A 20,513-nucleotide genomic window follows, 5' to 3' on the forward strand; every position below is an offset into this window, starting at 1 on the left:
GACACGATTTACCGGTGCGATCGCCTCCTGGCCGCTTCAGGGGGTGCTCCCGATGCAGCAGGACGGCGCCATCGTCGGAGATTCCAAAGATGTCGGTACAATTCGAGCAAGTCTCCGAGTCCGACCTCTATCAAGTCGCAGGTGGCGGCTCGACCGCATGGTGCGGCTACATGTTCCCGCCCGGCGGCGGCAATCCCAACAAGCCGATCTCGCTGGATGACGCGCTGAACACCTACGGCGGGTCGTTCCTGTTCGCCCCGCTGGCGCCGAATTTCACCGACACCGCGACCGCCAACACCTTCGCCTGGGCGGTGCAGGCGTGGCTCGCCGACGGCGGCACGTTCTTCGGGCGATACTTCGTCTGGCTGCCGCGCGCGGCGAATCCGCCGGTGTTCGGATCGCCCACCTACGCGCCGAACGCCTCCAACGGCTTCGCCTTCTCGTTCTCCCAGCAGTCGGCCGGATGGACGCTGCAGAGCAGCTTCAATTCCCTGGTCGGCCTCAACATGTGGCTGTCGATCGCGGCGGGCGTCTATATCAGCGTGCAGAACGACACCCTGCAGTTCTACGGCCCGCAGGCGCCGGGCATAGGCTACAATTCGCCTCAGGCGCTGCAGCTGACCGTTCCGTCCAACCTCGCCGTCATCCCGTTGGCCGGGCCGTCGGCCGGCTGCGTGGTCCTGGGCGGCGGCTTGACCGTGGCCAGCCAGCTTGGCGGCTTCCTGATCGGGATGCAGTACGCCTTCGGCCAGGCGTCGTCCGCGAGCGACGTGGTGCAGCAATTCCAGGTTCTGGACGTGACGAACACGCCCAGTCTCGATTACGTGGCGGCCTTCGATCCGATCGACCCCTTGTGCACCGGCCCGGCCTCGAACCCCGCGGCGGGGATCTATCGCACGATCATCGCCGCGGCGCCGGGAACCGCCGCGCTGGCGAGCCTGTTCCGAACGGTCAACAACGACCCGGTGGCCCTGACCCCGCGCAGCACCGCGAGCCTCGCGACCGGACCGTCGCCCCAGGACGGCGGCTTCATCTTCCAGCCCGTCGGCCCGCTGCAGATCGGGGCCAACCTCCTGCCGGTCCAGGCGAACGTCTACATGACCCCGGCGGGGGACTACCTGACCGGCGCGGCGGGAACGAACGGGACCGTGGTCCTGATCCCGGGCCTGGCCGGCACCGAGAACTTCGCTCTGGATCCGGTCGGCGCCGCGTCTGCGGACGCGCTGCGGTTCGTTGGCGTCTGCCCGGCCTACACGCCGCAGTTTCCCCTGCCGCCGTCCGACATCGCCAACCCGACGACCGGCAAGGCCCAGCCCACGCTGCCGGTCACCAATCCCCCGACCTACATCACCAGCTGGGCGCAGGTGGTTCCAGGCCAGGGCTCCACGCCGACCTACAGCGCCCAGCCGCAAGGCAACGCGCTCTACGGCCCCGGCGGCGCGTTCAGCGGGAACAGCAAGACCGTGGCCGGCGCCTTGCGGCCGACCACCTCCATCGGCGCCGTCGATTTCCCGATCGTCGCCTGGGCCGGCGCCTCGGGCGCCATCCCCGTCGCCGGCTGGGGGGAGTACGAAAGCAAGGTTCTCAGCGCCACCCGCCGCAACGCCTTGCAGAGCCTGGCGCGCGCCCAGGCCAAGGCCGCCAAGACGCTTCGCGCCGCGAGCCTGGCCGCGCTCAACGCGACCGCCGACGCGACCGTCGGCGCGACGATCACGCCGAACGGCACGACCCCGCAGGGGCTGCTGGCCCAACTCGACCAGAGCAGCGGCCATTCGAACTACGAAGCGGTCATCCTGGCCCAGTCCGACGACCTGGGCACGCCCACCTCGCAGATGTCGTTCCAGAACGTCGATGCGGTGTTGCAGGGCCTGTTCCAGACCAACCAGCTGTTCGCGGTCATCACCAACCCCGCCCACCTTGGCCAGTTCGCCAATGTCGTCGACATCGCGGGCTGGAAGATGGAGGCGAACGTCGGCGCCAAGTCCGCCTCGTCAAATGTCAGCAACGTCATGATCATGAAGTTCTGCGAGGGGACGCTGAGCGACCTGGTCGACAAGCCCAGCGCCTGGACGGATCCGGACGACTTCTCCAACCCCGACCCGAGCATCGGCGTGGCCGTGCTGTCCCAGGCGCTCAGGCAATATATCGACATCGCGATGAAGGCCGCCCAGGGCGGCAACACCCTCTACAGCAACTTCGCGGACATCGTCACCAACCCCGAATGGCGGGGAATCCTGGTGCTGGGCGCCGACATCTCGCCGACCGACCTGCCGCCCCAGTTGGCGGGCCTGGCCGCCGGGATCAATTTCACCAACTTCCGCGCCCACCATTTCGGCGTCTCGGTCAGCCCGGTCAGCTATGACGGACAGACCCTGAAGATCCCCGGCTCCAGCAGCCTGTTCGGCCTGGTGGACTACCAGCTGCCCGCCTTCGCGCAGAGCGTGGCCGGGGGCGCGCCGCCCTCGCTGCCCCTGGCCCTGCCGTCGAGCGGCGCCTACGACTTCACCGTCCTGCAGCTCCAGAGCCTGTTCGAGAACAGCGCCCTGGTCGATTTCCGCAGTCACGTGCAGGTCACGACCAACGTGCTGTTCGGCTCGAAGGTCACCGCGTCCTTCTTCAACGCCACCCGCCAGGCGGCCAACAGCGTGGTGCTGACGGGCTACTACCAAAGCGAGGGCGGGCAGGGCACCTATCTGTTCGAGAGCGACGTGCCCACCGTGATGGTGACCGACAGCAACGTGCTGCGATCGGTGCTGGTCTCGAAGGTCGTCTTCAACACCCTGACCAACAACGACAAGGGCACGCCGCCCAGCATCCTGAGCCGGATCCTGATCACGGGCAGCTTCAACTTCGCCGTCCTGATGAGCCAGGCCGACACGGCGTTCGACCTGATGTCCTACGGCATGGCGGCCGACGCCCCTCCCGCCACGGCCAGCGGGGGCCTGGCGTTCTCGAACCTGCACATAGACATGTCCTCGCCGGTGGCGAGCCCCAATGTCACCACCTACACGATCGTCGAGGACAATCTGGCGTTCGATCTGGCCAACAGCCTGCTGCGCGAGGGCAGCGTGGTGTCGGGCCTGACGCTGCAGCCGCAGGCCTTCCTCGTCTCGGCGGCCGGCACGACGCCCGCCGCGCGGGGCTATCTGCCCGTGGTGCTGGACGAGGGCGCGCCGCCGCAGACGGCGGTGACCCAGGTCTGGTACGGCGTGTCCTGCCTGATCAACATGGGCGGCCCGGGCGCGCTGGCCTCGGCGGCGGGCTTCAATTCGACCCTGCTGATGGCGTGGAGTCCCCAGACCCTTCAAAGCGCGACCAGCTATGCGGCGTTCGCCGGCCTGCAGCTGCCCGGGGCCTCGCCCGGCGCCAGCGCCTTCAGCCTGCAGGGCGTCGTCAACCTGAAGGTCGACACCATTTCGCTGTCGCTGGGTCCGGTGGCGGGCGGCGGGCCCGACGCCTTCACCCTTCGGCTCAGCGACATCTCGCTCAGCTTCCTGGGCATAGCCAAGCTGCCGTCCGGATCGAGCATCGACCTGTTCGTGTTCGGCTCGCCTGACGGGAAGGGGGCCCTGGGCTGGTACGGCGCCCTGGTTCAGGACCAGGGCCAGTCCGCGGCGGTTTCCGGGGGAGCTTCGACATGACCCGGGTTCTTTACTGGAACATCGAAAACTTCGCGATCAACAAGATCCAGAACCCGCAGGCGAAGCGGAAGAGGGGATCTTCCGGGACGGAGCAGGCCGCCTCGGCGGACCGGCTGACCTACATCTCCAGGCATGTCACCGAGACCGATCCCGACATCTTCATCGTCGTCGAGGTCGAGACTCCCTACAACAACAACCGCGGCGTCCTGTGCGGCGGGGGCGGCGAGACAGGGATGCTGGCCCTGCTGGGCCATCTGCAGGGATTGGACCCGAACTGGTGTCTGGTGCCGCCGCTGATCGCCGGAAACAAGGAAGCCGTCGGCGTCTTCTTCCGCGCCGACCGCGTCACCTTCACAGGTCCGGACCAGTGGAACGGCGGGGTCGGTCCCACCGTGCCGGGCCTGGGGGTGCCGATGGCCCAGGCTTATCCCGCGCCGTGGAACAATTGCCTGCCTGTCGGGAACTACTCCGCCGCCCGGGTCCAGTTCCCCGGCACGGTCGGCATGCCGCCGCCCAACGTCAATTTCGGGCTCGATGTGCGTCACCCCTACCAGACGACGTTCCTCGACGCCGGGGGGCGGACCATCAACATCTTCACGGTGCACTCGCCGGCCAACTTCGTAGGGGCGACGGCCTTCCTGCAGAACATGACGACCATGGCCGCGATCGCCGCCCCCGGGGCGATGAACGAGCTGCGGCTGGTGCTGGGCGATTTCAATCTCACGCTGCTGCGGGTGGCCGACAGCACCTACACCGACTGCTACGCCCCGCTCACGGCCCTGGGCTACAACGTGGCGTTGGAGCCCGCCTTCGGGCCGATGCCCAACCCTCTGCTCGGCTACGCCGGCTATTTCGCCACGCACATGCGTCCGACGGACAGCGCGCGTTGCTGGAGCGAGAACCAGTCGCCCGCCTACTATCCCGCCTACTTCTACTCGGGCGACAGCAACGGCGCGGCCAACGCCTCCATCGACAACGTCCTGTACCTGGCCGGCGCGGGCGGCCTGCCGGCCGCGGCGGAGTTGACGGTGATCAACGGCGTTGTCGGCTCCCCCTACGCCAATGCGGGCGCCAACCCAGGCGGCTGTCCGCAGGGAACCCAGGCCTTCAACGTGGAGCTGAACTGGGACTGGGCCGGCCTGAACGCCCAGTGGGTGAACGGCGAAGCCCCCGATATCGCGCCTCAATTCGCCCAGCAGCAGGGTGTCCGGGCGTGGTTCCACGGCTGGGGCGTCTACGGAAAGATCCGCAGCACCAGCGACCATCTTCCTTTGTTCTTCAACGGATAGGGGGCGGCCTTGTCACTCCAGACGCTACAAGCCGCCTTCGCTTCCGCCACCTGGCCGGTCGTGCTCGACGCCACCTATCTGACCAGCAACGGCGTGACGCCGCCGCCGGGCTTCGACGCCCTGCTGAAGCAGGCCTTCGTGCTGGCTGGAACCGACGGCCTGTCCGTGGGCGAGGGCCAGGTCGGCGCCGTGGTCGGCGACAGCTTCACGATCACCGCCGCCAGCCTCACCAACGGCGTGTTCGGCGCCACGGCGGCCCAGACCGCCGTCACCCTGACCTTCACCCTGCCGGACACCGCGGGGGCCGTCCTGCTGGTGCAGATCCGCACCGACCTGTCCGGCTGGACCTTCCCAACGGGCTTTCCGTGGATGGTCGGCGGCGTGTTCGACAATCTGACGTTCAGCCAGTCCAGCCTGCTGTTCTCCACCGCGGCCGGCACGGCCGCCTGGCCGGCCTCCGACGGGGCGTTGGTCGCCCTGACGCCCGGCATGACCTTCGCCGGCGCCCTGACCCTGAGCCTCTACGCCAACACCGTCCTTCAGATCGCCAACCTGACGGGGGCAGCGGTCCCCAATCCGCTGGTGATGTCCGGGCCGATCGACGCCTCGGGCGTCAACGACGACACGCCGTTCCCGGTGATGAACCTCACGGCCCCCTTGTCCGCGGCCACGTTCACCTTCCTGTTCCTGGAAGCCAGCGATCCCTTCTTCGGCTTCGTGATCGAGCCGGCCCCGCCGGCCGAAGGTCCGGTGAACGAGGACGATCCGCCGCCCGAACAGCTGGTGAGCTACACCTTCGGCGGCCTCGTCACGACCACCACCTCGCCGCCGCTCGCGCTCGGATTCACGGTGCAGATCCAGAGCGCCACCAACAACTTCGCCATCGCCCTGGCGCCGCCGGAGGGCGCCACCACGCCCCTGACGCCGGCGAACATCGCCACCATAGCCGGGGTCAACGCCAACTACATCGCCTACGTCCCCGCGCCGCTGCAGGGCTTCTTCACCGAGATCGCGTTCAAGGGGCTGCTGGTTTCGACTGTCATGTCGAAAGGCAAGACGGTCCCGACCATCACCTCGACCGCCGTTTCGATCGGAACGCTCGAAGGGTTCCAGTACCAGCTGATCAATGACCCTTCGGGCAATTTCGACCTCACCATCAAATCACTCGACCTGCACTGGACGGTGCTGAATCCGACCGGGGCTTCCCGCCAGCTTCTGCTGTTCGAGACCACCTTCACCTTCATGCCCACCGTCTTCACCGACGCGCAGGGCAATCCGGGCGGCGAGTTCGCGCTGTCGATCGACCAGGACTTCACGATCCTGGCGGAATTCCAGGGCCAGGTTTCGCTGGCCAACCTGCTGCCGGCCGTGACCGGCGGCCTGGTCCAGATGCCGGACGGGATCTCCGTGGTCTTCAGCGACGTGCAGCTGATGATCGATCCGCCCAACACCAGCTATGCGTTCTCGTTCGGGCTGGACGTCACCGTCGACATCATCACCTGGAACGGCCAGCCGCTGATCAGGCTGGACGGCATGCGCATGGCGCTGTCGGCCCAGACGCCGCAGCCCACCCAGCCGCCGGCGGCCAAACCGCCTTCGACCGCCTATTCGGCCTCGATGTCGGGCCTGATGGCGGTCGGGCCGATCGCGATCGACATGTTGATCGCCTACGAAGGGCAGGGGACTTCGCCGCAATGGCGGCTGCAGAGCTCCCTGGCCGCGCCGCTGGACCTGGGGTCGCTGTTGCGCGACCTGTTCGCGGTCACCGATCTGGACAAGTTCCTGCCGGACTTCCTGCCCAAGACCCTGATCGTCGATCGCTTCGCCGTCGGCGCGATCATCCCGACGGCCTCGGGCGCCCAGTCGCAATACACCATCGCCGGGGCCCTGACCTGGGAGACGACGGTGCTGCCGGGCCTGCCGATCGCCTGCACGGCCGATCTGGCCCTGGCCTATGACGGCTCCAAGCCCGCGGGCAGCGAATTCTCCGGTTCGGTGCTGGGCACGATCTCGGTGGCGGCGGTCCAGGGGCTCACCGTCTCGATCGCCTACGCGTTCAACCAGCCCGGCAGCGCCGGCGGCTCGACGCTGGCGGTGCAGTGGGAAGGCGTCACCGGCACCTATGACAGCACCGCCGAGACCATCACCGTCACCCTGAACGGGTGGAGCCTGGGATCGCTGATCACTTCGCTGGTGCAGCTGACCGGCCGCTCGTATTTCTCGCTGTCCGGTCCATGGGCGGTGCTGAACTCGATCTCGCTGGACGGCCTGTTCCTGACCTTCCATCTGGCCGCCAACGCGCCGACGACGGTCAGCGCCGGCTACACGCTGTCGTCGCCGATCGACCTCGGCTTCCTGGTGATCGACGGCTTCAACTTCGCCCGCGATCCCAAGACCGGGAAGGTCCTGTTCACGATCTCCGGCCGTTCGCCGCTGTCGTCCGACCCTTCATTTCAGCCGCTGTTCAGCGACGACCCGACCAAGGGCCAAGACGTCACCAAGATGCCGGAGGTGCCGGGCCGCGGGAACGCGCTGTTCGACCTGCGCCTGCTCGCCCTGGGCCAGCACGTGTCGATCAACGCCAGCGACATGAGCAGCACCCAGGCCGTCATCAAGTCCCTGGAGCAGATCCCCTCGACCGGCTCGGGCAGCGGCAATCCCGTCGACCCCACCAGCACCCAGGCCAAGCAGCCGCGCTACAACGCCGACAGCAACTGGCTGATCGCCACCGACATCGGCCTGTTCCGCGTCGGCGACGCCAAGAGCAGTCTCTATTCGATCGAGGTCATGGTCGTGTTCAACGATCCTGACCTCTACGGCCTGAGGCTCGGCTTCAACGGCGACAAGATCCCGGTCCTGAAGGATCTGGCCATCGACATCATGTACAAGAAGGTGACGCCGACCATCGGCGTGTACCAGCTTGACCTGGTGCTGCCCGGCTCGATCCGGCAACTGAACTTCGGGGCCCTGAACGTCACGCTGCCGACCATCGGCATCGCCATCTACACCAACGGCGACTTCACGTTCGACCTGGGCTTCCCCTACAACATGGACTTCTCCGGATCGTTCACGATCCAGGCCATCGTCGGCCCGTTCCCGGTGATGGGATCGGGCGGATTCTATTTCTCCAAGCTTAGCAACGCCACCTCCACCAAGATCCCCAAGACCGACAAGGGGACCTTCGATCCGGTGATCGAGTTCGGCATCGGCCTGCAGATGGGGCTGGGCTATTCGATCGACAAAGGCATCCTGTCGGCGGGCTTCTCGGTCACCTTCTTCGGCATCATCCAGGGCGTGTTCGCGCCCTGGCATCCCTATGACGGGTCCAACGCCGTGACGGTGGCCAACGGCACGGCCCTGGCCGCCACCAACAAGGAGGTCCAGGCCGACAACTATTTCTGGCTGCGGGGCCAGTTTGGCATTCAGGGCAAGCTCTACGGCACGATCAATTTCGCGATCATCTCGGCCAGCGTGTCGGTGTCGATCGTCCTGGCGCTGCAGATCACCTACGAGTCGTATCGCGCCATTCCGATGTCGGTGTCGGCGTCCGTCTCGGTCTCGGTCTCGGTCAAGATCGATCTTGGCCTGTTCTCCTTCTCCATCAGCTTCTCCTTCGCGACGACGATCTCGGAGGACATGACCATCGGCTCCGACAGCACCGCGCCCTGGGATCCCCAGCCCAAGATGCTGGCCTTCGCGGCGTTCGGCGAGGTCGAGACCCAAGCCCGGCCGCGCGCTCTGGAACGGCCGGCCAAGGTGGCGCTGCGGTTCGCGCCGCAGCCGCGCGTGATGAGCCTTTCGGCCTCCGCATCCGCCGATGCCAACGCCGACACGACGCCCACCTTGACCATCGTGCTCACGCCGCAGTTCACCGTGCTCGCGCCGGACATGAAACAGCTGAGCCTGGCCAACCAGCAGGGCGCCTTCGTGACCCTGTTCTCGATGGACGCGCCGACCGCGGCCGGCGACGGCAACGCGACCGGTTCGTCGTTCGCCGCCCTGTGCGACGCCCTGCTGCCCTGGGTCATCGCGTCCCACCCGGCGACGCCGGACAGCGCGGCTCAGGCCGAGACGCCGGTCAGCGTCGCCACCCTCAAGGAGATCCTGGCGGTTCTGGCCGACCCCGCCCAGCAACCGGCGCTCGCGGCCTCGGACATCCTGGCGTTCCTGAAGGCCAACTTCACCGTCGATCTCGTCACCAATCCCAGCAAGGCGCAGCAGGACGCGCTGAAGGCCGGGGCGGTGATCTTCCCCGTCATGCCGGGCCTGAGCCTGACCGTGCCGTCGCCGGCGCCGACCACGGGGGGCGGCACGGTCACGATCGACTTCGAGGCCTGGACCGCGATCACCCCGGCTTATCGCACCGCGGTGATCGCCGCGTTCGACAAGCTGGCGGCGACGCTGAACAACGAGATCAACGCGCCGGCCCCCAAGGCGCTGTCGCTGGACGAGACGCCGGAATCCCTGGCTCAGGTGCTGTTCGAAGACGCCTTCGCCATGATCTCGCGGCAACTGTTGCAGGCGGCGATCGACTGCTACGCCTCGTTCCCCTACGCGCTGCGGCCGAAGGATTCCCTCAATTCGATCATGGCCTTCGTCCAGACGGGCGAGGCCAATCCGCGCTTCACCTTCGAGGACCTGGTCAACGGCAATCCGCAGAACCCGCTGACCGTCGGGGGGACGCTCTATTTCGACGGCGTCACCGCCAGCGTCCAGAGCCGGGTCGACGGCGCGACGACGATCATCGAGTCGCTGTCGGCCATCGCGGCCCGCTTCAGCGCGCCGCAGTTCACGACCACCCCCGCGGCGCTGATCGTCAGCAACCAGAACGCCACCAACCTGCTGCAGGCGGGCGTGACGATCACCATTGGCGCGGCGTCCGCCACCACCCAGCTCGGCGACAGCTTCGACAGCGTGGCCAAGGCGCTGAACGTCTCGATCGACGTCCTGGCGGCCCAGACCAGCCTCTATGACCTGAACACCCTGCTTCTGGTCGGAGCGCCGCTGATCATACCGACGCTGGTCTACACCACCGTCGCCGGGGACACGTTGGGCGCGCTGCTCGGCCGGTTCGGCGTCGGCGCGACCGCGTTCGTGGCGCGGACGGAAAACCTCGCCCTGGCGGATATCTTCGACGCCAAGCAGGAGCCGCTGGTCCATCTGTCCAAGCTGGACTTGCTGACCGGCGACCAACTGAGCCAGGGCGTGGCGGCGGGCGAGACCGTGGGCCAGACCGCCGGCATGGTCTCGCGCTTCATGCTCCAGGGGCTGCGCCTGCCCAACACCACCGGCCTGACGCTGTCGCCGAAGTTCCTGTATCCGACCAACCAGTCGGAATACGGCCTCTATCAGCTCACCGGCCAGCAGTTCCCGGTCACCACCTATGGCGTCCCCTACACGGTCACCCTGAACAAGGACACGACCAAGCTGGACTGGGTGCAGGTCAACGGCTCCGTCGCCAACGCCAGCGGCGACACCGACCTGACCCTGGCCGCGGCCAATCTCAAGGTCGTGCTGAACTGGGCGGTGACCTACGGCTACAATCCCAGCGCCTCGACCGTGGATCCCGATCTCACCCTGGCGCCGGAGCCCCCGCTGGCGCTCACGCCCCAGCAGTTCGCGGCCGCCGGCTACGCGCCGTGGAACACCTCGGGCATGAGCGAGATCACTCAGATCACCGCGCCGCCCGGAACGTCGCAGACGGCGGCGACCGGCGGCTCGGGCCAGGCCCAGCCCTATCTGTGGCGGCTGCCCCCCGCGTTGCTGAGCCGGATCGAGACCCAGCAGGCCGCCTTGACCGAGGACATGCCGCTGTCGGCGGCCATGAGCTATCTGCCGGTGTTCGCGCCGGCGACCCTGACAACGGATCCGGCCACCCAGCTCCCGATCGTGACCGCGGTCGACGACTACGCCTACGCCACCCGCATCGACTTCCAGATCCGCAAGCTGGAACAGGCGGCGGGCGCCCAGACCCCGACGGCGAACTCCAACACCGTGCTGCCTCCCGGCGACGGGAACACGCCGCCGGTCACCCAAATGGCGCCCAATGTCTATCAACTGATCGGTCCCACGCCGAGCGACGCGGTTCTGCTCGAGCGCATCCTGATCGAGATGAACACGCTGGGTCCGAACATCGCGAACGGCGTGCTGGTCGCCTATGCCGACCAGGGCTCCAACATTCCCGGCCTGGTCGGCCACGCCGCCTCTGACGTCTACGCCTTCATCACGCGCTCCAACCTGTCCACCAAGGCCAATCCGCCGCCGCCGCGGTTCAAGGCGAGCTTCGCGGTCGAAGAAGCGCCGCCGGTCGTCAACGACCTGTTCAACCAGCCCGCCGACGCCATTCGCCTGCTGTGGGAGATCTCGACGGTCCAGTCCGGCGGGTTCAGCTTCTATTGGGACGAACTGGTCAAGGGCGCGCAACTGCCGCCCGGCCTCTTCAATTCGGCCGGCTACGCGACCCTGACGCTGGTGGTCACCTACGCCCGGTCCGCCGGAACGCCGGTGGGGGCGCGCCTGAGCAATGTGTGCAATGCGATCCTGACCAGCGCCAGCATCGATCCGACTCGGTCCACCCTGGTGCTCGTGTCAGAGTCCGCCCCCAACACCGCCGTGTTCGAAGCCGGCGACAGCCTGGCGGCCTTCGGTCTCCGCTACGGCATGACGGCCGGCGAGGTCGCCCGCGACAATCCCCAGGCGGCCCTGGCCCAGAGCGCCCAGATCGTCCTGAACGGCATGTTCCATGAAGTGACGCCGGCCGACGTCGCCGGCGGCGACGTGTGGACCACCGTCGCGAACTACTATTCCAAGAACGCGCTCGCGCCGATCACCTCCGCCCAGCTGCAGGCCTATAATCCGAACGTCACCGCCGCCCTCTACGCGGTCCTGATGATCCCGCCGGTGACCTATGTGGCGGCCGCCGGCGACACCTTCTCGAGCGTGGCCGGCTATTTCGGACTGACCCTGGAGCAGGTGGGGGCGATGGCGCAGAGCCAAGCCGGCCTGCTGGCCGGCACGCCGACGCTGAACGTCGATCCCCAGAGCTTCTCGTCGAACCCGTCGATCGGCGTCGGCAACGTCGGCCTGACGCTGACCCGCGCCAATCTCGCCCCCCCAGGTGCGAGCACCGACGCCACCTACGGCCAGCAGTACATGTTCTCGCTGTATTCGCTGCTGGACGCCGGCTTCCTGGGCAACCAGTTCTTCACCCTGAGCGCCCCGGGCCTGCCGTTCGGCCCGACCAGCGACGGCTCGTCGTCGGCGCCGAACACCAAGAGCGCGCTGATGCGGGCAAACGCGCCGGCCCAGACCCAGGCCGACATCCGCAACCCGACGTCGCGGCGCATGATGCTGCAAAGCCAGGCGGCGTCGCCGACCATCGCCTACCAGCAGGCGTTGAACGTCTACAACAACACCAAGATCAACCCCGCGCCGGCCAATCCCCAGCCGAACCTGCCGCCAGCCGCCCAGAACCCCTATCAGGGGGTCGGCGGCGTCGCGCAGCTCAGCCTTCGCTGGCTGGACCTGTTCGGCAACCAGACGGTCACGCCGTTCAACACGCCGCCGGCGGGCTATGACGGGCCGCTCAACAACCCGCCTGTCGCCATCACCTATACCGACACACTCATCGCCCTCAGCCAGTGGCCGAACGTCAGCGCGTCCTACGTCTACACGGGCAGCGCGGGCGCGCCCCAGCTCCAGATCACGCTGGCCCTGAACACCGACGCCTACCAGCCCTCCGGGGGCGTTCCGGCCCCGGCCGCCGCCAACGACGCCAAGGTGTTCGCCGCCGTCTACTACCAGCTCAACCAGAACTACGACGGGCAGAACGTGCCCGGAGTCAGCGGCCCCGCGGTCACCTTCTCGCTGCTCAACAGCCTGACCGGCGGCGTCCAGGACATGGATGCCGCGCTCGCGGCCAAGTTCGTCGCCTTCGCCAACCAGTGCGCCCAGACGACCGCGGCCGCGGCGGGCGGCACGGCGCCGAGCGGCCCCGTCGGCGCCACGCTTACCGTTCCGATCGACCTGACCCAGGTGGTGGCGGACAATGTGGTGCGGCTGCGCCTGTTCCTGATGCAGAGCCGCAATCCCCGTCTGGTCGACGCGCAACTTCTCGACGTCGACGGCGGCGTGACCGTGCAGACGGAAATCCTGCCGTACTCGACCACCGCCCAGGATTCGCAGGACGCCCTGAAGCCGTTCGCCCAGCAGATGGAAACGGCGTTCGTCACCAGCGCCTGGCAGTATCGCGTCGGCGCCGGCCCCGCCGACCCCGACGAACCCCTGGCCAACCAGCTCTACACCGTGTGGGCGGCGCGGTTCGCCGCCCAGGGCTCCAATGTCGGCCTGACCATGACCGTGGGCGACGAGCCGGTGTTCTACGCGCCCAAGCCCGTGGCCAAGTCGCAATCCTCCGGCACGGTCACGCTGCCGGCCTATGTCACCGGCAAGGGCCTGAGTCCGGGGGAGGGGGCGTCGACCACCTTCACGGGCGTCGACCTGAACGTCTGGTGCGCCCAGGCGCTGACCGCGATCGACACCTTCCTGTCCCCGACCTACGCCGCGCCGGCCTTCATCGTGGCGGCCCTGGCCGGCAAGGATCCCGACCAGGCCGGCGATCTGTTCGACATCCTGGCCCAGAAGGCCGCCCTGGCCGAAACCATCTCCGGCACGATCGAGCCCGTGCTGGTCGGCGCCGACGCCCCGACGCTGAAGGCCGCCGCCAAGGAGGAGCTGAAGCAGTCCTTGCTGCAGCAACTGGCCAACGCCTCGGCGGTGACCTCGGTGGCCGTGGTGCCGGTGACCGGCGCGACCACCAACGAACCGCAAGCGCCCGGCACGGCCAGCCCGCCCGCCTTCTATGGCGCGCCGGTCAACACCGCGCCGCCGCTCGACCTGCCCAACTACGCCCTGTCGGTGTCCAGCATCGCGCTGAACGCCAAGGGCGCGACGAGCACGGACTCGGCGATGGCCTTCCTGTTCACCTGCTCGGATCCGACGCTGGAGGCCTCGATCCCGCTGACGCTGAGCTATCAGCTCACCCACCTGCAGAACGACATCACCAAGGTGCCGGGCATCGACGGCTACACGCAGAGCAGCTGGATCGCCTTCACCACGGGCCCGTTCGCCTATCCGATCGGCTCTGGCCCGCTGCAGTTCCCGGTTCCGCTGCGGTCCCTGCCGCCGCCGCCGACGGCCCAGGGCCAGACCGGGGCGGGCTCGGGGATCGCCAATCCGACGCCGGCCCAGCTCTCGCTCTGGGACTACACCTTCACCTACACGGCGCGGCGCGCCGCGCAGGACTCGCTGCTGGCGACCGTGTCGTTCAACGCGCCGGCCACGCTCGCCGCGCCGCCCGAGGATCCGGCGACAGGACTGTTCGTCGCCCTGGCGAACCTGATCGGATGCGCCCCGGCGATCTTCGCCGACTTCGACGCCTATCTGACCCAGGTGGCGCCCGACACCAAGCTGACCAGCGCCACCTACGTCAACGCCGCCGCGGCGCTGACCGCGTGGAACACCCTGGTCTCGGGATTCTCCACGGCCTATGCCGACTGGGCCAAACCGCCGGCGCCGCCGACCCTCAAACTGGCGGCGCCTTCCGGTCCGCCGCCGGTGAACCTGAAGTTCCGCGTCGAGGTGGCTCTGAACGACGATCAGGCTCCGGCCGTGATCGTCGTCACCAACGTGGGCGGGGCCAGCGCCCCGTTGCCGCTGATCCAGATCCTGCCCGAGACGTTCACGGTCCAGCCGGTGACGCCGCCTCCGGGCGCGTTGGCCGCCTATCAGTACGTCAACACCGTCACCGGGGCCTATCTGACCACCAGAGAGGCCAAGGACGCCCAGTCCCAGACGATCGCCTTCCCCCAGCTCAGCGCCATCCTGTTCCAGTCGGCGGACACGGCGATCCAGATCCAGCGCAATGTCGATCTGGAAAACGGAACCAAGACGAACGACGCGTTCGTGTTCACGACCATCCCGGTGGCCTTCGCCACCCCGATCACGCCGCTGATCCGCTACCCGACCTACAACCTGGCCACGCTCGATCCGCCTGTGACGCCGCCGGCGGCGATCTCCACCTATCTGCACGAGTTCTTCGAACAGCTTCTGGGCGCGGACGGCGCGACCTACCTCACCACCCAGATCGGCGCCGACAGCCGCTACCCCCTGAACAGCGATCCGGCCAGTCCGGTGATCGACCTGCCGATCGGCCTGATGCCGCCGACCGCGCCGACCTCGGCGGCCCTGGGCGAACTGGCCGGGTTGGTGAACGGCTGGCTGCAGGCGAACCGCCAGCCCCTGGCCGGCATCGGCGCCACGCTGAGCTTCGAGGTGATCCTCTACAGCACCCTGCCGGGGGCCACGATGCCGCTCGTCAAGGTGTCCAGCGTCTATATCGCGCTGGACGACGTCTCATCATAGGCGCGGGATCGACGGAGGCGTGCGGAGCAGGGCAGGGCGACCACCCTGCTCCTCGACAGGATCCATGACAGGCGGGCCGATCTGAGAGATAAATCAATCAATAGGCTGAATTATCTCAATTTTACCCACCCCAAATGATCCGCTCAGACGTTGCCGCGCGTTACGAGCGCCCAGGAAGCAGATCGTCTTGCAACGCATTCGCATCTGTAGCCGCTCGTCATCGACGTGCGATTGCGCGGCGCCGTGGCCGCATTGGCCAGGCAGCCCCAATCGCCATTCTGGACGCCAGTTCAGTCTTTGCGGCATATCTGCCCGTAAACAGCGCCTGCCAATCTCGCTCGGCAGGCCTTCGCCGCATTTCCCGCGCGTCGCTTTCGGCCGGTCACGGCCAAGCCGCGCACGCCGCCTGGCCGCTGGATCTGACGCCTGAGCGTCTTGCTCGCGCCACTGACGCCGAGCCGCCGGAATAGAGCTGCTTCGGCTACTGCGCTGGATGCTCCATGACATGGCTTGGCTTGGTGTTGCTGTCGTAGAGCGAAATAAGCGCGACTGATTTTCGGCGCAAACCCTTGTTTTCTAACAGGCGGCCCGTTCGAACTAGACGCGAATTATCGAATAGCGTTCTGTCGTAGAGCGAAATAAGCGCGACTGATTTTCGGCGCAAACCCTTGTTTTCTAACAGGCGGCCCGTTCGAACTAGACGCGAATTATCGAATAGTCGCGGGTGAAGATGCGGACGTGTCCCTCTGGCGTACGTTCGCGTTAATTTCGATCCTGCGCATCCGCATCGACTCAGGCATTCTTTTGGTGAACCTGCGCTTGCGAGGACGATCGCCAATGGCCGCTGGCCCGGATCTACCTCTAACAGGAGCGGCCGAGCAGCGCTGGCGCAAGGCGCTTGGACGCCAGCCCGAACTACGAAAACTAATCGAGGCGCCAAGGCGCAGCCGAGCCGACATGGAGCAGGCTGCTAGCCGGCTCGGACTGCATATCTCGACACTCTATACGCTGCTGCGCCGCTTCGCGGCGGATCAAACTGCGGAATCGATCACGGGTGAAGCGCGCGGTTGGCGCCCAGGACGCAGCCGCGTCCCGGCCTCGATCGAGACCGTGATCGACGCGGCGATCCAAGACTTTTTCCTTACCAAGCAGGCTCCGTCTGCAGCGGCCTTGCATCGGGAGATTGCACAGCGCTGCCGGGCGACTGGACTGGCGACGCCGGCAATTTCGACCGTCCACCGGCGACTGCGCAAGCTCAGCCGCAAGACGGTCGCGGGCCGTCGTGAGGGGAGGGGAGCGGCGGAAGCCCAGACCATGCGCCCTGGGGCCTTGATCGTCGATCGGCCGAACGCCCTCTGGCAAATCGACCATTCTCCGGTGGACGTGGTGATCGTGGACGTTGAGACGCGCCGCCCGATCGGGCGGCCGTGGGTCACACTGGTGATCGACGTCGCGTCACGCGTCATCACCGGCCTGCATGTGTCGCTGGAAGATCCATCGGTCGTATCCGTCGGCCTAGCGCTACGTCACGCCATTCTGGATAAGGCCGGCGTCCTGAGGGAACGGGATGTGGCTGCGGACTGGCCAGCCTTCGGTTTGCCGGATGGTGTCCACAGCGACAACGGCTCCGATTTTCGAAGCGCGACGTTCCAGCGGGCTTGCGCCAACCTCGGTATCGAGATCGACTATCGGCCCCTGGGCGCGCCGCGCTATGGCGGTCATATTGAGCGCTTGATCGGGACCGCGCAGCAGGAGATGCACCTGCTGCCGGGTACAACCTTTTCCAATGTCGCGCAGCGCCGTGACTATGACAGTGACGGGTCGGCCGCGCTCACGCTGGACGAGCTTGAGACCTGGCTCTGGCGGTTCATCGCCAGCGACTACAATATGCGGATCCATTCCGTCACGGGGCGGCCGCCGCTGGTGGCCTGGCGCCGCGGCGCCGATGGCCAGGGCTTTGTTCCGCGGACGCCGAGCGATCCGGAGCGCCTGGCCTTCGAATTTCTGCCGTCGGTTTCGCGCGCCATCACCCGCCAAGGCGTTGTCTTCAACCGCATCCATTATTACGAGCCGTTCCTGGAGCCGCTGTTCGACACTGGGGATCGCAAGTTGATCGTCCGCTACGATCCGCGCGACCTATCCCGTCTTTACGTGCCCACGGCGCAGGGCGTTCAATCCATTCGCTACCGCAACCTCGCCCGGCCACCCATGAGTTTGTGGGAACTCCAGGCGGCCAGGCGATGCCTCGCCGCCGAGGGCGCGGCCCACGTCAATGAAGACGCACTGTTCGAAGCGAGGCGACGCAATGTCGAGCTGGTCGGGCGGGCCAAGAGCGAGACCCGCCGTCAGCGCCGTGACGCCGAACGCCGCGACCGCGGCTATGCGGCGGCGTTGGCTCCTGACCCGCCACAGCCCGATCCGGAGCCGGTCGCGGCGCTGGGGCCCATCAGCGGTCGGATCGGGGAGATTGAGCAATGGTGAGCGGAGCCGACGCCGACGACGAGACGCGAGTCGCCAAGATCCTGGCCGACCGCTGGGTTCACTATCCACAGGGCGAAGCGGCGCTGACCCGGATGGCCGAATTGCTGCGCGGCGCACGCCGCACCCGCATGCCTTCGCTGCTGGTCGTCGGTGAACCCGACGTCGGCAAGACCACGATCCTAAAGAAATTCATGCGCGCCCACGCGCCGATCTTTGACTCAGAGACCGGCCGGACCTCAAGCGAGGTCGTGGCGATGGAGGCCCCGCCGGAAGCCGACGAAGCGCGGCTCTATTCCGCGATCCTGCAGGCCATTGGCGCGCCCGAGGGTGGACGCCTCATTGATATGGAGCGGATCGTACACCTGCAGCTCAAGCGCCTTGGCGCCCGCCTGCTGATTATCGACGAGACCAACAACCTGGTGATCGGCACGGGGTCAGCGCAGCGCAAGACCTTGGCGGCGCTCCGCCGGCTCTCAAACCGGCTGGAGCTGTCGCTCGCCTGTTTCGGCACCATGGAAGCTCTCCACGCCCTGACCTCCGATCCCCAGGTGGAAGGCCGGGTGCAGCCTTTTCAGCTGACGCGGCTTCGCAACGATGCCGACTACGCGACGATCGTGCGGTCGGTGATCGCCTTCTTCCCGCTGCGCCGGACTTCGCAGGTCGATCAACCACTTGTCGACGGCGTTCACGACCTGACTGCCGGCAGTCCTGGCAAGACCTTCCGCCTGCTCAACGCGGCCGCCGTGCACGCCATAGACACGGGCGAGGAACAGATCACATTGAAGACTCTGCGACTTGACGATGTCACCCGCCATGTCCGCACCGCCGCCGCCATGCGGCGCCGGGTGAGGGCTGCGGCAGGCTAAGGATGCCGTCGTTGCCGTTCGCGCCCCGGCCAATGGCCGGCGAGGGTCTATCGTCGTGGGTGGCGCGTCTGGCGGCCCACAATTTCGTCACCGCGGCTGACTTCTGGTCCGGGCTGGGTTGCGACGATCCTCAAGACCTTGCGCCACCCGACGGCCTGTTCGACCAGCTGTCGGAGAGCACGCGCCTGAATGCGAACGAGCTGCGCCGTTTCTTCGCGCCGGACCCGGCGACGATCGCGGCTCCGCTCGCGCTCAGCCGGCCTGCCTTCATTCGTGGCGCGGCTTGCCCGGCCTGTTGCCGTGACGCTGCGGACAGGGTTGGCGATCACTTCGTTTCGGCGTCGAGCGCCAGCTCGTGGCGTTTCAGTTGTCCAAAGCACCGAGTCCGCTTGGCCGGCCTCGACGGCTACGGGCTTGTCCTACAGGACGGCGCCGCGCGCTTCGTTCATGAAGGCTCGCGTACCAGCATCGGCGCAACACACTTCGCCGGCCGACCCGCTGAATTCACTCTGGCGTTCGAAGACGCCCTCATGCGAGCCCTGAGCGGGCAACCGCCTGGCCCCCAGTGGCTACCGCGCACACCCGCGACCTTCCTCGTCAGCGCGACTGCGCTGATCGAGGTCGTACTCTGGCGTCCGGGAAGTACGACCACGTTCGCTCACCAGTTCGACGAGATCCGCAACGGCAGCGCGACGTTTTCCATCGGCGCCAGCGACCGGCGGCACGGCACGGCGTTGCTTGCCGATCAAGGTCCGCGCGATCGCATGAATGTCTACGCCGCCGTGGCGACTTTGCTGGCCTGGCCCCAAGCACGGAGCCATCCGTTCTCAACCGTCATGCGATGGAACGACCCGCATAGCCCCGGCCCGTTTGTCTACGCCTTCGACGAATTGGACGATCGGCTGCGTGCGATCCTCACGGACCGCCTGCAGGCCTGGCCCGGCTGCATCGCGACACCGGCCCGCCGAGCGCTGCAGAGACCTCGCTGAGTCGTTGGAGTCTCGGCCCGTCCGAAATCGTTCGGTTTCGGACGGGTGGGCCCGCTATGTCCGAAAATTAGCTTGGAGCAATTCCGGACGCGCGTTATATTCCGGACATCCTTTTCGGACAAAACCGGCCATGCCACGCACCTTTGCCTATGTTCGCGTCTCCACGGTCGGGCAGACAACCGAAAATCAGGTGCTGGAGATTCAGGCTGCCGGCTTCAAGGTCGAACCGCGGCGGGTCATCTCCGAAACCATTTCCGGAAGCGTCGCCACCAGCCAGCGCAGCGGCTTCAATCGTCTCATGGACCGGCTCGAACCCGACGACGTGCTGGTTGTCACCAAGCTCGATCGGCTCGGCCGCAATTCCATGGACGTGGCCGGCACCGTGTCGAAGCTCGCCGAGATCGGCGTGCGGGTGCATTGCCTCGCGCTTGGCGGCGTTGATCTGGCCAGCTCGACGGGCAAGCTGACGATGAACGTCATCAACGCCGTTGCTGAGTTCGAGCGTGACCAGCTGATCGAGCGCACCCAGGCCGGGCTTAGCCGCGCCAAGGCCGAAGGCAAGATCCTCGGCAGGCCGCCGAGTCTGACGCCCGATGGCCGCGCAGATATCCAGCGGCGCCTCACCAACGGCGACAGCGTTTCGGCGCTCGCGCGCGAGTACAGAACCAGTCGTCAGTCGATTTTAAGGGTCAAGGCTGCTATGGTTCCCGCATGATCCGGTCAGTCGCGTCTATTTCGCGCGAAATATCGAATAGTCGCGTGAATTTGGGTCGAAAATCCCAAACCACAGCGCCAGTCGCGTCTATTTCGATATGTGACACGCCG

The 20,513-nt window shown here is 67.0% G+C and carries 7 protein-coding genes; all 7 read left to right on the forward strand.

Features of this window, described 5'->3' with window-relative positions:
* The first annotated feature begins 89 nt into the window (after window positions 1–89).
* Window positions 90–3,641 carry a hypothetical protein gene (locus tag ASD21_RS04805; protein WP_156398291.1) on the forward strand — a complete coding sequence of 1,184 codons (3,552 nt, stop codon included), beginning with the start codon at window positions 90–92 and terminating at the stop codon, window positions 3,639–3,641.
* Window positions 3,638–4,930, forward strand: a complete 1,293-nt coding sequence (locus ASD21_RS04810; RefSeq protein ID WP_056437553.1) for a hypothetical protein — start codon at window positions 3,638–3,640, stop codon at window positions 4,928–4,930. Before ASD21_RS04805 ends, ASD21_RS04810 begins: the two co-directional genes overlap by 4 nt.
* Before the next feature lie 9 nt (window positions 4,931–4,939).
* Entirely contained in the window at window positions 4,940–15,352 is a 10,413-nt protein-coding gene (locus ASD21_RS04815) for a hypothetical protein (RefSeq protein ID WP_156398292.1), read from the forward strand.
* 738 nt (window positions 15,353–16,090) lie between these two features.
* On the forward strand, window positions 16,091–17,833 hold the full coding sequence (locus ASD21_RS04820; RefSeq protein WP_235523779.1) for a Mu transposase C-terminal domain-containing protein: 1,743 nt from the start codon (window positions 16,091–16,093) through the stop codon (window positions 17,831–17,833).
* Window positions 17,827–18,699, forward strand: coding sequence for a TniB family NTP-binding protein (locus ASD21_RS04825; protein WP_056437564.1), 873 nt, complete (start codon window positions 17,827–17,829; stop codon window positions 18,697–18,699). Before ASD21_RS04820 ends, ASD21_RS04825 begins: the two co-directional genes overlap by 7 nt.
* An 11-nt stretch (window positions 18,700–18,710) precedes the next feature.
* The gene (locus tag ASD21_RS04830; protein ID WP_235524841.1) at window positions 18,711–19,688 is read left to right on the forward strand and encodes a TniQ family protein; all 978 of its coding nucleotides are present in this window, start codon (window positions 18,711–18,713) and stop codon (window positions 19,686–19,688) included.
* A 130-nt stretch (window positions 19,689–19,818) separates the two neighbouring features.
* Window positions 19,819–20,403 (forward strand): recombinase family protein, encoded by a 585-nt coding sequence (locus ASD21_RS04835; RefSeq protein ID WP_056437571.1) that lies wholly within the window; start codon window positions 19,819–19,821, stop codon window positions 20,401–20,403.
* The last annotated feature ends 110 nt before the right edge of the window (window positions 20,404–20,513 follow it).

It is taken from the genome of Caulobacter sp. Root1455 (assembly GCF_001426905.1).
GTDB lineage: Bacteria > Pseudomonadota > Alphaproteobacteria > Caulobacterales > Caulobacteraceae > Caulobacter.

Bases quoted from the DNA above. Each gene is read 5' to 3' on its own strand.
- ASD21_RS04805 (WP_156398291.1), top strand. From the start codon at position 90: ATGTCGGTACAATTCGAGCAAGTCTCCGAGTCCGACCTCTATCAAGTC.
- ASD21_RS04810 (WP_056437553.1), top strand. From the start codon at position 3,638: ATGACCCGGGTTCTTTACTGGAACATCGAAAACTTCGCGATCAACAAG.
- ASD21_RS04835 (WP_056437571.1), top strand. From the start codon at position 19,819: ATGCCACGCACCTTTGCCTATGTTCGCGTCTCCACGGTCGGGCAGACA.
- ASD21_RS04825 (WP_056437564.1), top strand. From the start codon at position 17,827: ATGGTGAGCGGAGCCGACGCCGACGACGAGACGCGAGTCGCCAAGATC.